General features: G+C 66.7%; 16 protein-coding genes. 5 read left to right on the top strand and 11 right to left on the bottom strand.

What is annotated here, in order from left to right:
- Positions 1-105: 105 nt before the first annotated feature.
- Positions 106-1,866, bottom strand: a complete 1,761-nt coding sequence (locus ACVILH_RS02385) for an ABC transporter ATP-binding protein/permease (RefSeq protein WP_456711447.1) — start codon at positions 1,864-1,866, stop codon at positions 106-108.
- Between the two features lie 322 nt (positions 1,867-2,188).
- Here ACVILH_RS02385 and ACVILH_RS02380 point away from each other — a divergent pair, with 322 nt between their 5' ends.
- Entirely contained in the window at positions 2,189-3,853 is a 1,665-nt protein-coding gene (locus ACVILH_RS02380; protein WP_456711446.1) for an L-lactate permease, read from the top strand.
- 197 nt (positions 3,854-4,050) lie between these two features.
- Complete coding sequence (locus tag ACVILH_RS02375; RefSeq protein WP_456716854.1) at positions 4,051-4,422, top strand: META domain-containing protein; 372 nt, start codon at positions 4,051-4,053, stop codon at positions 4,420-4,422.
- Between the two features lie 536 nt (positions 4,423-4,958).
- Here the strand turns inward: ACVILH_RS02375 and ACVILH_RS02370 are convergent.
- The 3 genes from ACVILH_RS02370 to groES all read right to left on the bottom strand — a co-directional run bounded on the left by ACVILH_RS02370 (position 4,959) and on the right by groES (position 8,382).
- Complete coding sequence (locus ACVILH_RS02370; protein WP_456711445.1) at positions 4,959-6,152, bottom strand: hypothetical protein; 1,194 nt, start codon at positions 6,150-6,152, stop codon at positions 4,959-4,961.
- A gap of 153 nt (positions 6,153-6,305) precedes the next feature.
- Complete coding sequence (groL, locus tag ACVILH_RS02365) at positions 6,306-7,949, bottom strand: chaperonin GroEL (RefSeq protein WP_012029656.1); 1,644 nt, start codon at positions 7,947-7,949, stop codon at positions 6,306-6,308.
- Positions 7,950-8,085: 136 nt separating this feature from the next.
- Positions 8,086-8,382, bottom strand: coding sequence for a co-chaperone GroES (groES, locus tag ACVILH_RS02360; RefSeq protein ID WP_006610368.1), 297 nt, complete (start codon positions 8,380-8,382; stop codon positions 8,086-8,088).
- 326 nt (positions 8,383-8,708) lie between these two features.
- Here groES and ACVILH_RS02355 point away from each other — a divergent pair, with 326 nt between their 5' ends.
- Positions 8,709-9,218, top strand: a complete 510-nt coding sequence (locus ACVILH_RS02355) for a hypothetical protein (RefSeq protein ID WP_456711444.1) — start codon at positions 8,709-8,711, stop codon at positions 9,216-9,218.
- A 90-nt stretch (positions 9,219-9,308) separates the two neighbouring features.
- Here the strand turns inward: ACVILH_RS02355 and ACVILH_RS02350 are convergent, their stop codons facing one another.
- Positions 9,309-10,088, bottom strand: a complete 780-nt coding sequence (locus tag ACVILH_RS02350; RefSeq protein WP_456711443.1) for a protein phosphatase CheZ — start codon at positions 10,086-10,088, stop codon at positions 9,309-9,311.
- Positions 10,089-10,397: 309 nt separating this feature from the next.
- Between ACVILH_RS02350 and ACVILH_RS02345 the strand changes: the two genes are divergently transcribed.
- The gene (locus ACVILH_RS02345) at positions 10,398-11,189 is read left to right on the top strand and encodes a L,D-transpeptidase (RefSeq protein ID WP_456711442.1); all 792 of its coding nucleotides are present in this window, start codon (positions 10,398-10,400) and stop codon (positions 11,187-11,189) included.
- Positions 11,190-11,274: 85 nt separating this feature from the next.
- On the opposite strand, the gene ACVILH_RS02340 is transcribed toward ACVILH_RS02345, so the two are convergent.
- The 6 genes from ACVILH_RS02340 to ACVILH_RS02315 form a co-directional block, all read right to left on the bottom strand.
- Complete coding sequence (locus ACVILH_RS02340) at positions 11,275-12,090, bottom strand: DUF2076 domain-containing protein (RefSeq protein WP_456711441.1); 816 nt, start codon at positions 12,088-12,090, stop codon at positions 11,275-11,277.
- Positions 12,091-12,246: 156 nt separating this feature from the next.
- Positions 12,247-13,089 (bottom strand): ChbG/HpnK family deacetylase, encoded by an 843-nt coding sequence (locus ACVILH_RS02335; protein ID WP_456711440.1) that lies wholly within the window; start codon positions 13,087-13,089, stop codon positions 12,247-12,249.
- Complete coding sequence (locus tag ACVILH_RS02330; RefSeq protein WP_456711439.1) at positions 13,086-14,126, bottom strand: glycosyltransferase family 2 protein; 1,041 nt, start codon at positions 14,124-14,126, stop codon at positions 13,086-13,088. The genes ACVILH_RS02335 and ACVILH_RS02330 overlap by 4 nt, the downstream gene beginning before the upstream one ends.
- 71 nt (positions 14,127-14,197) lie before the next feature.
- A complete protein-coding gene (gene hisG, locus ACVILH_RS02325) occupies positions 14,198-15,175 on the bottom strand; it encodes an ATP phosphoribosyltransferase (protein WP_456711438.1) in 978 nt (325 codons plus the stop codon).
- Positions 15,172-16,332 (bottom strand): ATP phosphoribosyltransferase regulatory subunit, encoded by a 1,161-nt coding sequence (locus ACVILH_RS02320; protein ID WP_456711437.1) that lies wholly within the window; start codon positions 16,330-16,332, stop codon positions 15,172-15,174. The genes hisG and ACVILH_RS02320 overlap by 4 nt, the downstream gene beginning before the upstream one ends.
- A 120-nt stretch (positions 16,333-16,452) precedes the next feature.
- The gene (locus ACVILH_RS02315) at positions 16,453-17,202 is read right to left on the bottom strand and encodes a 16S rRNA (uracil(1498)-N(3))-methyltransferase (RefSeq protein WP_456711436.1); all 750 of its coding nucleotides are present in this window, start codon (positions 17,200-17,202) and stop codon (positions 16,453-16,455) included.
- Between the two features lie 260 nt (positions 17,203-17,462).
- Here ACVILH_RS02315 and ACVILH_RS02310 point away from each other — a divergent pair, with 260 nt between their 5' ends.
- Positions 17,463-17,831 carry a hypothetical protein gene (locus ACVILH_RS02310; RefSeq protein ID WP_456716853.1) on the top strand — a complete coding sequence of 123 codons (369 nt, stop codon included), beginning with the start codon at positions 17,463-17,465 and terminating at the stop codon, positions 17,829-17,831.
- Positions 17,832-17,882 lie beyond the last annotated feature (51 nt).

Genomic DNA, 17,882 nt, shown 5'->3' with positions numbered 1-17,882 from the left:
GCGGAGAAGGACGAGCGCCAACCTCCGACGGTGATATGCGATCGTCCCGCAAGGAAGGGGGTGACGGAGATCGCGATCCCCGAGTCGCCGCCAAGCCTGGATCCGCTACTCCGCTCCGCCCGCCGGGGCATCAGCGGCCTGTCCGGTCGGCCGCAACGAGAACCGGTCGCCGTCGCGAACGAGCTCGACCTTGCGGTCATGGAAGTCGTGCAAGGTCGAGCGATGGCCGATCGAGACGACGGTGGTCTGCGGCAGCCGCTCGGCGATGACGCGGTAGAGCCGGGCCTCGCTCGGCTCGTCGAGCGACGCCGTGGCCTCGTCCAGGAACAGGAATTGAGGCTTGTGCAGCAGCGCGCGGGCGATGCCCAGCCGCTGCTGCTCGCCGAGCGACAGCATCCGGTTCCAGTGCCCGTCCTCGTCCAGCCGGTCGGCCAGCTGCGGCAGGCCGACGGCGACGAGCACGTCCTTGATCTGCTCGGCGCCGAACGCGTCCGTCCCCGCCGGATACACGATCGCGGCCTTCAGCGTGCCGATCGGGAAGTACGGCCGCTGCGGCAGCATCATCAGCTTGGCATGGCCGGGCACGCTGATCGCCCCGGTGCCGAACGGCCAGACGCCGGCAATGGCGCGGAACAAGGTCGACTTGCCGGCGCCGGACGGCCCCGTGAGCAAGGTGCGCTCGCTGCTCTTGATGCTGAACTCATCGGCCACGATCAGCGGCAGGCCGTTGGGCAGCTTGAGCAGCAGCTGGGCGAGCTCGATCGCGTCGCCGGCATGGCCGACGACATCGATCGTCTGCGGCTCCTCGGCGAGCTTGGCGGCGCTCGCGATCGACATCTCGAAGCCGTCGAGGCGGGCGACGGTCGAGCGCCACTCGGCCAGATAGCTATAGGTGCTCACGAAAAAGGACAGCGCGCTCTGCACGCTCGAAAAGGCCGATGCCGTCTGCATCATGCCGCCCAACTGGACCTTCTTGGCGAAAAAGGCGGGGGCGACGATGACGTAGGGAAAGATCGTGGCGACCTGCGAGTAGCCGCTCGTGACCGCGGTCAGCCGCTTGGTCCGGCTCATGATCTTGTACCAGTTCTGCACGACATGACCGTACCGGCCCGCCAACAGGCGATGCTCGGCGGCCTCGCCGCGCAGCACCGCGATCTGCTCGGAATTTTCGCGAACACGAACCAGATTGAAGCGGAAGTCGGCTTCGAAGCGCTGCTGCTCAAAATTCAGGTTGATCAGCGGCGATCCGATCCAATGCGTCAGCGCCGTGCCGGCGACCGCGTAGATCAGGGCCGCCCAGACCAGATAGCCGGGGATGTGGTACTCCGTGCCGAACAAAATGAGCGGCGCCGCCTCCGAGAGGCCCCAGAGGATGACCACGAACGAGGCCAGGGTCACCACCGAGCTGAGCAGGTTGACCACGATGTAGAGCGTCTTCTCGACGAACAGCTTCACGTCGTCCGACATGCGCTGGTCGGGGTTGTCGGCCGCGTCGCCCTTGAGCTGCATGCGGTAGTGATTGGCGTTGTCGAGCCATTGCCGGAGGTAGGTCTCGGTCATCCACCGCCGCCAGCGGATCTGCAGCCATTGTTGGAGGTAGAGCTGATAGATCGCGAGCACGATGAAGGTCGTCGCGAGCAGGGCGAAGATCCCGATCTCCCGGATGAAGCTGTCCCAGTTGTACTCCTGCAGCGCGTTGTAGAACCGGTTCTGCCACTGATTGACCAGCACGTTGATCGCGACCAGCGCGAGCTCGATGGCGATGACGGCGGCGAGCAGGATGCGGCCGGCGACCTTGTCCTCGGAGCGGAAGTAGGGAATGGCGATCCGCCACACGATGGCGAGGGTCGAGCGCAAATTGTTCACAGAGGGACTGCTCCTGAAAAAAGGGCTTAATGGGCTGACCTGGAACGAGAATTCCGCACCCTGGGACGCCTGTCTAGACGAAAGTCGTAAGGGAGCCGGCGCCCACCGGCTTGTCGGTCATATGCGGCAAACCGTAGCATGCTGCATACAAGAGGCACGGTGGCCGCTGCCAGATTTCGCGAGAATTTGAGCAGAGTGGGGCGTTGCCGCGTTTGTGATCTGGTTTTCGGGCCGGCCCGTCCGGTCTGGCCGCCGGACCGGACAGACCTGATCCGCCCCGCCGGACCGGGTCCAACAACAACAATTGGGGGGAGACGTCGTCATGTGGAATCAAATCTACGACCCGTTGGGCAGCCCGGCGCTGTCGACGCTCGCTGCCGCCGTGCCGGTGGTGACGCTGCTGGTGCTGATCGCCAGCGGCAAGGTGAAGGCGCATATCGCCGCGATCATCGCGGTGATCCTGACCAACGTCATCACCATCTTCGTCTTCACGATGCCGGCCAACATGTCGATCCGCGCGACGCTTCTCGGCGTCGTCACCGGCTTCTTCCCGATCGGCTGGATCGTGCTGAACGTCATCTTCCTCTATCAGGTCACCGTCTCGACCGGGCGCTTCGAGCTGTTGAAGCGGGCGATCGGCGGCGTCACGGAAGACCGCCGGCTGCAACTGCTGCTGGTCGCGTTCTCGTTCGGCGCCTTCTTTGAAGGCGCGTCCGGCTTCGGCACCCCCGTGGCCATCACCGGCGCCGTGCTGATCGGCCTCGGCTTCTCGCCGCTCGCGGCTTCCGGCCTGTCGCTGATCGCCAACACCGCGCCCGTCGCCTATGGCGCGCTGGGCACGCCGATCCAGGGCTTGGCCTCGGTGACGGGTCTCGACCCCTATATCCTCGGTGCGATGGTCGGCCGGCAGCTGCCGGTGTTCTCGCTGATCGTGCCGTTCTGGGTGATCTGGGCGTTCGCGGGCTGGAAGGGCATGAAGGACGTCTGGCCGGCGATCCTGGTCACAGCCGTCTCCTTCGCCGTGCCGCAGTTCCTGATCTCGAACTACATCAATCCATGGATCGTTGACATCGGCGCCTCCTTGATCTCGATGGGCGCGCTGATCCTGTTCCTGAAGGTGTGGCAGCCGAAGCAGCTGTGGCTGTCCCCGGCATTGCGCGGCCGTGACGAATCGGCAGCGACGATGGCGGCGGCCAAGCCGCTCGACCGCACGCCGCTGACGCAAGCCGAGCTGTGGGGCGCGATGCTGCCCTGGATTATCGTCTGCATCATCATGCTGATCTGGGGCAACGGGGCATTCAAGGCCTGGGCGAACGGGATCTTCTCCTGGAACTATCCGGTGCCCGAACTCGACAAGCTGATCTACAAGGTTCAGCCGGTGGCGGCGAAGCCGACGCCGGAAGGCGCTGTGTTCTCGTTCACCTATCTGACCTTCACCGGCACCGGCATGCTGATCGCGGCGATCATCTCCGGCTTCCTGATGGGCGTCGGACCGGGCAAGCTGATCGCCGAATATGGCCGCACCATCCGGCTGTGCGCGATCTCGCTGATCACGATCTCGGCGATGCTCGCGATTGGCACGCTGACGCGGCTGTCCGGCGTCGACGCCACCCTCGGTCTCGCCTTCGCCGCGACCGGCGTGCTGTATCCGTTCTTCGGCACCTTGCTCGGCTGGCTGGGCGTGGCGCTGACGGGATCGGATACGGCCTCGAACGTGCTGTTCGGCAATCTGCAGAAGATCACCTCCGAGCAGCTTGGCCTGTCGCCGATCCTGATGGGCGCGGCCAACTCCTCGGGCGGCGTGATGGGCAAGATGATCGATGCGCAATCGATCGTCGTCGCCTCGACCGCCACCAACTGGTACGGCCACGAGAGCTCGATCCTGCGCTACGTCTTCCTGCACTCGATCGTGCTGGCCTGTCTGGTCGGCCTGTTCGTGACCTTGCAGGCCTATGTCTATCCGTTCACCGCGATGGTGCTGAAGTAGCGCTGGGGATTGCGACGCAAACGGCTGGTGACAAGAGCCCCGCGCTGCGCCGGCAGCGCGGGGTTTGCTATGTTTGGAACACAATTGTGCGGGAGCCGTGCTGGCCGCCATCGAGTCGATCGCCTACAAGGCGGCTTCGTTTGCGTGATGATCGATCGAGAGGAAAGATGCGAGTTGTGAAGCGGGCCGTTGTCGGCATGGTCGCGGCCTTGGTGATGTCAGCCGGGCCGGTGGCCGCGGCGGAGGAGTTTCCGTTCGGCATGGAAATGACGCTCGATGCGCTGCCGCAAGCAGGCTCGAAGCGGGTGCCGGATCTCGACATCGGCGACCACGGCGAGACCGTGCTGGAGCTCTGGTGCAAGGGCGGCAAGGGCCAGTTCTCGGTCGCCGGCAACACCATCGTGTTCATCGCAGGCCAGATCGAGGATCGTAACTGCCCGGCGGCGCGCGCCCAGGCCGACGACGAGCTGATCGCGGCGCTCAGCGCGGCGACCAACTGGAAGCGCCAGGGTGACTTGATCACCTTCATCGGCCCGAAGACGCTGCGTTTCCGGCTGAATACGAATTGAGGAGAGACCGCCGCTTCTAATCGTAGTGACGCATCATCGAAGTGGAGGCCCCGCTGCCACCCTCCCCTGGAGGGGGAGGGTCGGCTCATAGGCGCGAAGCGCGTGTGAGCCGGGGTGGGGTGATCTTTCCACTCGCACCGGTGTCCGCGGTTCACCCCACCCCGCTCGCCCGCTTCGCGTGCGATCGACCCTCCCCTCCAGGGGAGGTTGAGACCGAGATCGCGGCGCCTGTCGTGCTATCATCGAGCGATGGTCGCGCAGTGCGGCCGCCCCCCTTCTCCCGACGATCCAAGAGAGAAGGATGAGTTTCGGTGCGACTGAGCAGCCTTGGGCCAGTCCCGCTGTCACCCTCCCCTGGAGGGGGAGGGTCGGCTCACGTTGAGCGAAGCGAAATGTGAGCCGGGGTGGGGTGATCTCTCCACTCGCACCGATGTCCGCGGTTCACCCCACCCCGCTCGCCCGCTTCGCGTGCGATCGACCCTCCCCCTCCAGGGGAGGGTGCGACCGAAATCGCGGCGCCTGCCGTCGGGCTCGCCTTACTTCCAGACCGAGTTGTCGGCGTCCCAGCGCTTGGCCTTGAAGACCTTGGCCAGTTCGTCGATGGCGCCGCCGTCGTCGCGGGTGTCGCTTTCCTCGTCGCCGGAGGATTCGTCCGACAGGATCAGCTTGGCCGATGAGCTCTCGTCCACGGTGGTCGTGGTCGGGCTGCTGATCCACAGCATCAGCGCGTCCGCGCCGCCCGGCTTGTCCGTGGAGACGAGGCCGGTGACCTCGATGACATCGGTCAGCTCGAGCGAGGGCATCAGCTGGCTCGGCCGCTTCAGGGTCAGCTTCAGCTTGCCGGTGACCGGGTTCCAGGACGCGCTGGTCGGCTTGGCGTTGTAGGTCTTGGCGAGCACGTCGGAGATCGCGTTCGCCAGCTTGTCGCGGTTGATCTTGTCGCCGTCGCGCCAGTCAGCGGCCGCGAAGCGGATGGTGCGGTCCATCTCGACGGTGCCGGCTGTCCAGCCGGCGGTGACGACGCCGTTGGTGGCCCGCGCCTTGGCGATCAGCGCGCCGGCGCGCTCGGGGTCCACGGTCATGCTGATGGTTTGCTCGCCCGCGCGCAGCGCGTCGCAGCCGACAATCAGGCTGGAGAGAGAGACCTCGACATTCTCGCCCTTCAGGCTCTTCAGGAAGTCGGGCACCGCATCGAGCTTGAGGCGAACGGAGACCGCCTCGGGCGAAACGTCGGTGAAATCCTTCGGCTGCGCGCTGATGCCGTCGTCGGTCGACTGGCTCTCCTGGAATTCCTTCTCGCTGACATCCGAGTTGTCGGTCGAGGCGACCTCGGTGACGGTCTTGCCGATCGCGATCTGGCCGCGGAACTCGAAATTGTCGCCGGTCGGCTTGCGCGTGAGCTTCACCGTCACCGGCTCCTTGGCGCCGTTGCTCTGGGTCGCGCCGGTCAGGGTCTGGCCGTTGACGGTGAGGGTGACGACGAAGCGGTCCTTGCGGTCCGAATTCTTGGCGACGGGATAGCAGACGTCGAGGGTGGCCGCGGTGACCGTCTTGCCCTGGCGCGTCTCCTTGAGGATCACGTCGGCATTGCCGTCCATCAGGCCATCGATCGAGGTGAAATAGCGGGTCTCGTTGGCGGGAGCGGCCTTGGTCCCGCTCTTGCTCTGGGCCCAACCGAGTTCCGGCGCGGCCGCTGCAATCACGGCCAACGCAAGCAAAATAGCGCGCATCTGAAAATCCTTGTGGGAGCGGAATCGGCGGCTAGCTGTAGCGCCAATTGGCCATCACTGCACCCCCACAGGGACACTCCGCCAAAAAGAAGGCCGCCCGGAGGCGGCCTTCGTGACGTCTTGGTGAAGGAGGCTTGGTGATGATGGTTGGGCTTAGAAGCCCATGCCGCCCATGCCACCCATGCCGCCGCCGGCCGGCATCGCCGGCGCCGCGTCCTTCGGCAGCTCGGCGACCATGGCCTCGGTGGTGACCAGGAGGCCGGCGACCGACGAGGCGTCCTGCAGCGCGGTGCGGACGACCTTGGCCGGGTCGATGATGCCCTTGGCAACCATGTCGACATAGTCCTCGGTCTGGGCGTCGAAGCCGAAGGTCTCGGACTTCTCCTCCAGGATCTTCCCGACCACGATCGAGCCTTCGACGCCGGCGTTCTCGGCGATCTGGCGCATCGGAGCCTCGAGCGCCTTCAGCACGATGTTGATGCCGGCCTGGACGTCCGAGTTCGGGTTGGTGATGCGGCCGACCGCCTTCTTGGCGCGCAGCAGCGCCACGCCGCCGCCGGGGACGATGCCTTCCTGCACCGCGGCGCGGGTCGCGTTGAGGGCGTCCTCGACGCGGTCCTTCTTCTCCTTGACCTCGACCTCGGTCGCGCCGCCGACGCGGATCACCGCGACGCCGCCCGCGAGCTTGGCGAGACGCTCCTGCAGCTTCTCACGGTCGTAGTCCGAGGTGGTCTCCTCGATCTGCGCCTTGATCTGGCCGACGCGCGCCTCGATGTCGGCCTTCTTGCCGGCGCCGTTGACGATCGTGGTGTTCTCCTTGTCGATCACGACCTTCTTGGCGCGGCCGAGCATCTTGATGGTGACGTTCTCGAGCTTCATGCCGAGGTCGTCCGAGATCAGCTGACCGCCGGTCAGGATCGCGATGTCCTCGAGCATGGCCTTGCGGCGGTCACCGAAGCCCGGCGCCTTGACGGCGGCGACCTTGAGGCCGCCGCGCAGGCGGTTCACGACCAGGGTGGCCAGCGCCTCGCCCTCGACGTCCTCGGCGATGATCAGCAGCGGACGGCCCGACTGCACGACGGCTTCGAGCACCGGCAGCATGGCCTGCAGGCCCGACAGCTTCTTTTCGTGCAGCAGCACGTAGACGTCGTCGAGCTCGGCGGTCATCTTCTCGGCATTGGTGACGAAGTACGGCGAGAGATAGCCGCGGTCGAACTTCATGCCCTCGACGATGTCGACCTCGGTCTCCAGCGACTTGTTCTCCTCGACCGTGATCACGCCCTCATTGCCGACCTTCTGCATCGCCTGGGCGATCATCTTGCCGATCGCGGCGTCGCCGTTGGCGGAGATGGTGCCGACCTGGGCGACCTCGGCGGAGGAGGCGACCGGCTTGGCGCGCTTCTCGATGTCCTTGATGACGGCGGCCACCGCGGTGTCGATGCCGCGCTTGAGGTCCATCGGGTTCATGCCGGCGGCAACCGCCTTGGCGCCCTCACGGACGATGGCCTGGGCGAGCACGGTTGCGGTGGTGGTGCCGTCGCCGGCCAGGTCGTTGGTCTTGGAGGCGACCTCGCGCAGCATCTGCGCGCCCATGTTCTCGAACTTGTCCTCGAGCTCGATCTCCTTGGCGACGGTGACGCCGTCCTTGGTGATGCGCGGAGCGCCGAAGCTCTTCTCGATGACCACGTTGCGGCCCTTCGGGCCGAGCGTCACCTTGACGGCGTTGGCGAGAATGTCGACGCCGCGCAGCATGCGGTCGCGCGCGTCGCCAGAGAATTTGACGTCCTTGGCTGCCATTTGAAATCTCTCCTGGAGTGGACCTCGACGGCCAGGGGCGTGATCGCCGGCCTGTCGCCTGAACGAGGTTGAAAAACGCTGGTGGCCCGGGGCGGCCGGGAGGCCGCCCAGAGCTGTTCGGATCAGGCGGTTCGGATCAGGCGACGACGCCCATGATGTCGGACTCCTTCATGATGAGGAGCTCCTCGCCGTCCAGCTTGACCTCGGTGCCGGACCACTTGCCGAACAGCACGCGGTCGCCGACCTTGACGTCGAGCGGGGTCAGCTTGCCGCTCTCGTCGCGGCCGCCCGGGCCGACGGCGACGACTTCGCCCTGCGAGGGCTTTTCCTTGGCGGAGTCGGGGATGATGATGCCGCCCTTGGTCTTCTCTTCAGCGTCGATGCGCTTAACCACGACGCGGTCGTGCAGGGGACGAAACTTCGATTTAGCCATGACAGGTCCCTTTGCGGGTGCTTTGGTAGGTGATCGTCTGGATTTCTGAATCCGGCCACATTTGGCGCCCAGTTGGGGCCACGAGACTCGGGGCTTTAGCAATCAAGCCCTCCGAGTGCTAAAGGCCATCGCCGGAATATGGCTTGCCGCTGTTCCTGTCAAGCAAGGGGCACCGGTTAAGCGGTTGTTCAGGCTGTTAGGGGGATGTTGTCGCGGGCCAGACATGTTAGTGGAGCGGCGTCGTCATCCGACGTCATTGCTCTGATGCGCGTTTTGCGCTTGGTTGCCGGACGGGGCAGCCACGATCTTGTTCCTAAGGGGATGCCATGACGAGTTCACGGTGCGCGCGGCCGGTTGCCAATCTCGCGATCGCGTCAGCGCTCACAATGCTGCTGGGAGCGTGCGGCGGCGGCTTCAATTTGTCGCCCTCCAGTCCGGCGCCGCCGGAGGTGGCTGTGGAGCCCGAGGTTCCGGCGACGATCCGCGCGGAGGACCTCGTGGGCAAATGGGGCCTCGCGGCCTACAACAATCCCAACGACCGGGCGCGCACCGAGAAGATGGCGCTGGCGCAGTGCAAGCAGCCTTACGTGATCGGCGCGGGAACCTCCGGCGGCGTCATCATGCATCTGGCGGACCAGGCCACCCCGCAGGAGCTGCGCCTCAAGGGCTCGGCCAGCGGCAAGAATTACATCGGTCCCGCCGGTCCTCCCGGCGGCGAGCAGGACCGCGAGGTGGTCTCGTTCGACGGCAGGGTGCTGATCACCCGCTTCGTCGACAAGGATGCGGCCACCCGCTACCAGACCATGGTCTATGTCCGCTGCGGACCGCGGGCCTGAGCTCCGCTCGCCCGGCCAGACTAGACCAGACAAACGAAAAACGCCGGCGTTCCGCCGGCGTTTTTGTTGGGGCTGAGGAGCGAGGGCCGCTCAGTTGAACATCGCGTCGATGTCGTCCTGCGAGGCGTGGCCGACATCGCCTTCGGCCTTCGGGCCGTTCAGCAGCCTGGCGTCGCCCTCGCGGGTGTCGACGATCGGCGGCACATGCGCCTTGATGGCATCCACGCCACCCCAGATGTCCATCATCACCACGATGTGGTGCTCGATGAACTTCATCGTGGTCATGACCTTGTTGATGCGCTGGCCGGTCAGGTCCTGGAAGTTGCAGGCCTCGAAGATCGAGACCACGCGCTCCTGGATGTCCTCGCTGAGGATCTTCTGCTGGTCGGCGGAGTCGACCTTGCCGAGCGCGCTGGCGGCCTGGTCGATCGCCTCGGCCGCTTCGAGGATCTGCTGGGTGGCCTGCTCCGTGCCGCCGACGACGGCGCCAAGCTCGCCATTCACCTTGGCCATCTCCTCGCCGTTGAAGCTCTTGGCATGAAGCGTGGCGATCTCGCCCTTGGTGCGGTTGATGGCGTCGTGGATCAGGTCGAGCTCGACCTTGAGCTTCTCGCACTGCTCGATCTGCGCGCGATAGGTCTCGAGCAGCGCGCGCGCCTCGGCGACCTCGCGCTGGGCTGATTCCTCGATGGCCGCGGCCGTCGAGTTGCTCCCGCCGCTGCGCATCGCATTGGCCATCTGGGCGCGGATGGCGCGGAGCTCGTCCATGATTTCCTTGTGGTTGGGGCCGATCTCGCCACCCACGAAGTCGGGCTCCGGCATATGGCCGACGATTGCTTCTTCGATACGGAAACGCTTGCGAACAGCCATGATAGTATCCCTGACCTCTTGTTGGGCTCAGTTCTACGCTGTGGCTATTTAACATCGCGTTCACGCCAGGAACTGCGGCGGCGCAACGCCTGCGTGCGCCTGATACGAACGATTAACCAAGCTCCGCCGCGCTTCACGCAAAATAAACGCTAGCTATCAAATCAGCGCTTCGCTGCGGCGATGGTGAATCCCGGAGGCCTCTGCGTTTACCAAAGCGATCGGGTTTTGCTCTTTATTGACGATACGCGGGCGGCGTTGCCGCCTGCGCGCGGCGAACAGTCTTCAGACGAAACAGTACAGAGTACGTCGATGTTCAGATCATTCTCTACAGCGCTGCTGGCCGGCGCATGCGTCCTCTATTGCGGTGTGGATCGGGCTGCGGCCCAGGGATTTCAGCAGCCGACGGTGATCTATAGCGGGCCGCCGCAGCAGACGGCGCCGGTGCGCACCGCCTATGTCGAGCGCTCGCGGATGGGCGGCGGCTTCATCGAATTCCTGTTCGGCGATCCCCAAGGCGTCCGCGGCGCTCCGCCCCCGCAACAGCCCATGTATCAGCAGCAGCCGTCCACCTATGGGACGCAGCCGGCGATGCCGGGCGTCGTGCCCCAACAGGGATATCCTGACGAGGAGGCGTATGAGCAGACGCAGCGGCCGCTCGATCCGAAATACGAGAAACAGGTCGTTGACTATGACGGCAAAGAAAGGCCGGGCACGATCGTCATCGATACACCGAACAAATTCCTCTACCTCGTGCAGGGGCAGGGCACGGCGCTGCGCTATGGCATCGGCGTCGGCCGTCCGGGCTTCACCTGGTCGGGCGTGAAGACCATCTCCGCCAAGCGCGAATGGCCGGACTGGACGCCGCCGCCGGAGATGCTGGCGCGCCGGCCCGATCTGCCGCGGCACATGGAGGGCGGGCCGCAGAACCCGCTCGGCGCCCGCGCGATGTATCTGGGCTCGTCGCTCTATCGCATCCACGGCTCGAACGAGCCCTGGACGATCGGGACCAACGTGTCCTCGGGCTGCATCCGGATGCGCAACGAGGACGTCATCGACCTCTATGGCCGGGTGAATGTCGGCGCCCGGGTCATCGTGATGTAGCGTTGGTTCCGCGTCATGCGTCATGCAAAAGGCCGCCCTTCCGGGCGGCCTTCGTCGTTCCTGGCTGTGTCATCGCAATTGGCGATCAGGCGTAGTCGCTGCCGCCGTCATCATCATTGCCGAAGCTGTCATCGACATCGAAGTCCGTCGGATCGCTGTCGTTGCCGTTGTTGTCGTCGTAGTTCGCCTGGTCGAACAGGCCGGCGCGGCTGCCGCCATCGCCGGAGCGGCCGATGTCGTTGAGACCTGCATCCTGCGCCAGCGAGCCGCTCGACTGATCGCTGCCGCCCCAGGGGCTGCCGCCACCGCCGCGCTCCTCGATGATCGTGGTGTCGCCGAACGCCTGATGCGAGCCGCCGCCCATCATCGAGCGAATGCCGCCGAGCAGCAGCGAGCCGCCGACCATGCCGGCCGCTGCGGCCGCCGCGGTCCCTAGGAACGAGCCGCCTCCGCCGCCGAACACGCCGCCGCGCGGCTGGCCGAAGCCACCTTGGTCATAGGGGCCGGGTTGTGGCGGGTAGCCGGGCTGGCCCTGATAGCCGCCGGGCATCGCTTGGCCGCTGTTCCAGACCGGCCGGCTCGACGACGGCGGCGGCACGTTCGGGACGGAGCCGCGGCTGCCCGACGAGCCGAAGATGCTGTCACGCATCGAATCCAGGAAGCTGCCGGATTGCGCCGGCGGCGCGCTTTGCGCGTGCTGCAGCTCCTCGATCCGGGCATTGGCGCGCTTCAGGGCCTCGTCCTGCACCAGCACCGTCTGCACCAGCGCATAGACGGCGTTGGGGGCCTGCTGCAGCCCGCGAGAAATGGCGGCGGCAGCCTCCGGATCACGCGGCGCGGCCTCCAGCTTGGCAAGCCGGTCGAACAGGTCGTCGATGAGTTGGCGTTCTTGCGGTGTCATGTGGTTCTCCTGCCGCTTGCCGGTTCCAGCGAAGCGCGGCCAACATTTAGGGGGACTTTGTGGTCCGGCCAGCCGGGCCGCGGATTAAATTTCCGTATGCGACAAAGCGTCTGACGAGCGTGCGAATCAAACGCGGTCAGCGGGCATTTTGTTCGTTCAGGCGAGCGTCACCCGGCGGCGCTCCAGCAGGCCCGGAAAATGCTCGCCGGCGAGATAGGCGTGCTCATGCTCGCGCTGCACGGTCAGCGGATCGAGCTCGATCAGGACATCGTCGACGAAGCCGGGATGGCACATCACGAGGCCGTCCTCGGGAAGCTCGTGCAGGAAGCCGTCCATCAGCGTCCCGAAATCGGCGGCCTTGGTGAAGTCATAGGCGCCGGCGAAGGCGGGATTGAAGGGGATCGCGGCGCGCTTGGCGTGGCGGCGGAATTGCGCGCTCAGCACGTCGAGCAGCAGCGCCTTCGGCGCCGCCAGCCGCTGCATCAGCGGCGCATTGCGGCCGCCCTGGCGCACCCAGGCCGCTGGCGCGGCGTCCTTGACGGCGGCGAGGAACCCCTCGCGCACCTGCGGATAGAGCTGGGCGTGCTGGTGACCGTCGACGAAATCGGGCGCGCGGCCGAACAGCTCGCCGAAGGCGTTGAGCTGAACCATCACCTCGGCGCGGATCAGCTCGGGGTCGAGCCGGCGCATCAGCCCGGCGCGCAGCAGCTTTGGAAAGGGCAGGAACATGCCGCCTTCGGCGGGGCGGAAATGCATGGTCAGCGGCCGGAACGGCGCGGTCAGGGTCACATGCAGGCCGATCGCGCAGCGCGGACTGTCGGCGGCGACCTTGGTCAGCTCCGCGACCTCGCTGCGTCCGATCGCCGCGCCGACCGTCATCACCGAGGTGGCGTTCAGCCGGCCGCGCGCGATCAGGTCGCGGATCGCTGTGTTGACGCCGGGGCTGATGCCGTAGTCATCGGCGCACAGCCAGATGCGCCGGTGCGGCGCCTCGCTCATTCTGCGGCGGTCCTCTCGCCGTCGCTGCGCGCATCGAGGTTCGCGCGCTTCTCGCTGTGCTCGGCGACGAAGTAGATCGGCCGCGCCTTCAGCTCGGACAGGATCTTGCCGATATACTCGCCCATGATGCCGATCATGATCAGCTGCACGCCGCCGATCGTCATCAGGCCGACCATCAGCGAGGGATAGCCCGGCACCGACTTGCCGGTGGTGAAGGTCTCCCACAGGATCGAGAGCCCGAACAGGAAGGCGGCCGAGGCGAGCAAAATTCCTAAGAGACTGGCCACCCGCAGCGGCGCCACCGAGAACGAGGTCAGGCCCTCGATCGACAGGCCGAGCAGGCCGGTGAGATTGAAGGTCGTGACGCCGTGCGCGCGTGCCGCGGGCTCATAGTCGACGCGGATCTGGCGGAAGCCGATCCAGCTCGCCAGTCCCTTGAAGAAGCGGTTGCGCTCCGGCAGCTGGCGCAGCGCCGCGACCGCGCGCGGCGACAGCAGGCGGAAGTCGCCGGCATCCTCCGGGATCTTCTGCCGCGCGCCCCAATTGATCAGCGCGTAGAAGCCGTGCACCGCGACGCGGCGCAGGAACGGCTCGTTGTCGCGATGCGCCTTCGCCGTGTAGACGACGTCATAGCCGTCCTTGATCCAATGCGTGACGAGCTGCTCGACCAGCGCGGGCGGATGCTGGCCGTCGCCATCCATGAACAGCACGGCGCCGCGGCGGGCATGGTCGAGGCCGGCCATCAGCGCCGCCTCCTTGCCGAAATTGCGCGACAGCGACACCACCTGCACGTCGAGCGCATCGGCCTGCAAGGTGCGGGCGATGGCGAGCGTGTTGTCGCGGCTGCCGTCGTCGACATAGACGAGCTCGCAAGCCAGGCCGAAGCGCTGGCGCAGGGTGCGGGCGAGATTGTTCAGGCGCTCGTGCAGCGCCGTCAGTCCCGCGCCTTCGTTGTAGACGGGGATAACGATCGACAGTCCCTGCGACGCGGCGTCGGCCGCAGTCGTGGTCAGGTCGGAGACGTCAGTTCCCAGCATCGCTTTGGAATCCTCATTCGCCCGCCAACATATGGTAGCTGCCGCTGCCTGTCGCTACGATGAACGGCGATTTATGATCGCAGGAAGGCCTCGAGGCGGGCAAACAGCGGATTCTCGCGGTCGAGCACGTAGTCGAGCGAGGCCACCGACACCGTCTCTGCGCCATGCGCGCGCAGGAAGCTGCCGAGCGCGTAGATCTGCGCGGGCGGGCAGTGCAGCGTCAGCATCCCCGAGGAGGTCGGGCCGCCGAACGGCGCGACGACGCCGAAGCGGTTATGCGCCTTGGTCAGCATTGCTGCGTCGCACCCTTTGAAGCGGGTGCGGACCTCGCGGTATTTCCTGGCGCGGGCGCTGGCGTGGATGTGGTCGAGGATGATCCGCGCGCTCTCGCGGGGACCGTCCGACCAGTCGGCATCGCGCGAGGCGACGAGATTGGCTTGGCTGCGCAGGATCACGCCGTCGTCGAGCACCTTCAGCCCGTTGGCGGCGAGCGTGGAGCCGGTGCTGGTGATGTCGACGATCAGCTCGGCGGTGCCGACGGCAGGCGCGCCCTCGGTGGCGCCGGCGCTCTCGACGATGCGGTAGTCGACGATCCCGTGACTCGCGAAGTAGCTGCGCGTCAGGTTGATGTATTTGGTCGCGACGCGCATGCGGCGATTGTGCTGGGCGCGGAAGCCGGTGGTGACGTCGTCGAGATCGGCCATGGTGCGGACGTCGATCCAGGCCTGCGGCACGGCGACCACGACATTGGCGCCGCCGAAGCCGAGCGTGTCGATCAGCAGCACGCGCTTGTCGGCGTCGGTGATGCCCTCGCGGACGAGGTCCTCGCCGGTGACGCCGAGATGCACGGTGCCGCGCGCCAGCTGCGAGACGATCTCACTCGCAGACAGATAGGCGATCTCGACATTGTCGAGGCCGGAGATCGTGCCGCGATAGTCGCGCGCGCCGCCGGGCTTGGAGAGGTTCAGCCCGGCGCGGCCGAAGAACGCCTCCGCATTCTCCTGCAGGCGTCCCTTGGAGGGAACGGCGAGGACGAGGGGGCCGCTCATGATGCTCTCCCGCGCGCGGCTGTGCCCGCGGCGCTGCTCTGGGCGAGGCGCTCGATCCAGATCGAGAAGCCCACGGCCGGAATGGACGAGGCGGCGCCGAGCTGACTGAGCAGGCCATCATAGCGTCCGCCCGCGACCAGCGGCTCGTCGCCATTGCCCGAATGATGCAGCTCGAACTCGAAGCCGGTGTAGTAATCGAGGCCGCGGCCGAACGACGTGGCAAAGCGTACCTTTGCGACCTCGATGCCGCGCGCGGCCATGAAGCCGGTGCGTGCGTCGAGCGCGTCGATGGCCGCGGAGATGTCGAGTTTGGCGTCGGCGGCGAGCGCACGGAGCTGTTTGACCGCGTCCGTCGGAGTGCCTGAGATCGAGAGGAAGCGCTTGATCAGGTCGAGCGCATCGCGGGGCAGGGCGCCGCTCTTCAGCGTCGATTGCTCCAGGAAGCGGTCGGCGATTTCAGCGACCGTGCGGCCGCCGACGGCGGTGGCGCCGGCGATCGACATCAGGTCGGTGACGAGCGCGAGCGCCGCCTTTCGGTCGGAGCCGGCCAGTGCTGCGAGCACGCCCTCATATTCGTTGCGCGGCGCCACCTCGGCAATGGAAAGCCGCTCCAAATCCTGCGCCAAGGTGCGCTTGCGGTTGAAATCCTTGATCAGCCGGCGCCGCCACACCGGGTAGAGATTCAGCGCGTCGATCAGCGCCGTGAACAGCGCGACGTCGCCGGTGCGGATCTCGACCTCGGCCAGCCCCGCCGCGGCCGTCGCCTCCATTGCCAGCGCCAGCATCTCGGCGTCCGCCGCCGGATGGTCCTTGCGGCCGAAGGATTCGATGCCGGCCTGGAGGAACTCGCTGGAACGGCCGTTGCGGTAGCGAAATACGGGCCCGAGATAGCTGAACCCGGCCGGCTGGCCGGCGCGGACCGAGGCGAGATAGTCGCGGGCGACGGGGATGGTCAGGTCAGGCCGCAGGCACAGCTCCTCGCCGCCGGCATCCGTCGTCAGATACAGGCTCTTGCGGATGTCCTCGCCGGAGAGGTCGAGGAACGGCTCGGCCGGTTGCAGGATGGCCGGCTCGGCGCGCGCGTAGCCGGCGTCCGCGAAGGACTGCAACAGCGTGTCCGCCCACGCGGCGGGTCCGGTCGGAGCGGGTCCGGTCATGTCGATCGAGTTCCAAAGTGGATGAGACGCCCCCTCAAGGGCGGCGGCTGCCCCTTAGCATGGTCATTTGACGGTTTCGACTGCGAATGGCCGGGGCGGGCCACAATCCGCGGGGATGCCTTAACCGCCGCCTCCCTGCCAATCACCCAGGGTCGCCTGGACCAAAGCGAGCGCGGCCACGCCCGCGGTGTCGGCGCGCAGGATGCGCGGGCCGAGCGCCAGCCTGATCACGCGCGGCTGCCGCAGCAGCAGCTCGCGCTCCTCGGCCGCGAAGCCGCCCTCCGGGCCGATCAGCACGTCGATGCCGGCCGGCGCGTCGTCGCGCAGCGCCTGGAGCGGCGCGGCGACATCGGCGGCCTCGTCGCATAACACCAGCAGCCGTGTGGCCGCCCGCTCGCGCAGGAACCGCTCCAGCGGCACGGGATCCCTGACCTCGGCCAGGCTGAGGATGCCGCATTGCTCGGCCGCCTCGATCACGTTGGCGCGCATCCGCTCGCCATTGACCCGCGCCACCTGCGTGTGTCGGGTGAGGACCGGCTCGAGCCGAGCGGCGCCCATCTCGACCGCCTTCTGCACGACGTAGTCGAGCCTGGCGTGCTTGAGCGGGGCGAAGGCGTAGGCGATGTCGGGCAGCCGGTCCTGCGGCCGGATCCGCTGCTGGATGGCCAGGATTTCGGGCCGCTTGCGCCCGGCGATCGCAGCCTGCCATTCGCCGTCGCGGCCGTTGAACACCAGCACCGAATCGCCCGCGCCGAGCCGCAGCACGTTGCCAAGATAGTTGCTCTGATTGCGCTCCAGCGGGACTGCGCCGCCCTCAAGGAGGGGCGCATCGACGTAAAGGCGCGGAGCGGTGAAGTCGTATTGGGGCATGGCACGAAGCTGCTGGCGGGAGTGATGCTTGCTTAGCCGAGGCGACGCAGGGCGGAAAGCCGGCACGCCGCGCCAGCCGGACAGGAGAGGGCGCGTTTCGGCCGTGCTGCCGACAGATTTGTCCGCTTCGATCGGTGCGGAAATGGCGGTCGTCCATTCGGGCGGGACTCCGGCGCTGCCGGAAGCCTTGGCGGGGGCTTGCGAGGAGAACAGCCGTGATCTCTAGACATTCGACTTGGGCCATCGCTGCGACGGTCGTGATGGCGCTCTCCGCAGCTGTCAGGGCCGACGACAAGGCAGCCGCGCCGCAGCCGGCGACCCCTGCGGGTCAGGGAGGCGCGGGCGTAGCCGGCTTCCGCCCGCCCGAAAGCTGCGTCAAGGACTTCACCCCGTTGCGGGACGAGACCGCACGCCGCGCCAAGCTGCTCAAGGCTGCGACCGAGCGCCGGTTCGCGCCGGGGGAAGCGTGTCAGCTGGTGCATGATTACGAGCTCGCCCAGACGAAAATGATCGATTTCGCGGTGGCGCACGCCTCCTCATGCGGAATCCCGGCGAAGATCACCGACCAGTTGAAGGCGAATCACGAAAATACCCTCGCGGTGATGCGCAAGGTCTGCACCGCGACCTGAGCGTGGTTCCCGGCTCGACGTGGATGGGTGGCGCGACAGGCCGGTCCGCAG

The sequence above is a fragment of the Bradyrhizobium sp. USDA 4353 genome (assembly GCF_054063215.1).
The sequence above is the reverse complement of the archived record's forward strand: the minus strand, read 5'-3'. Positions and strand labels throughout refer to the sequence as shown.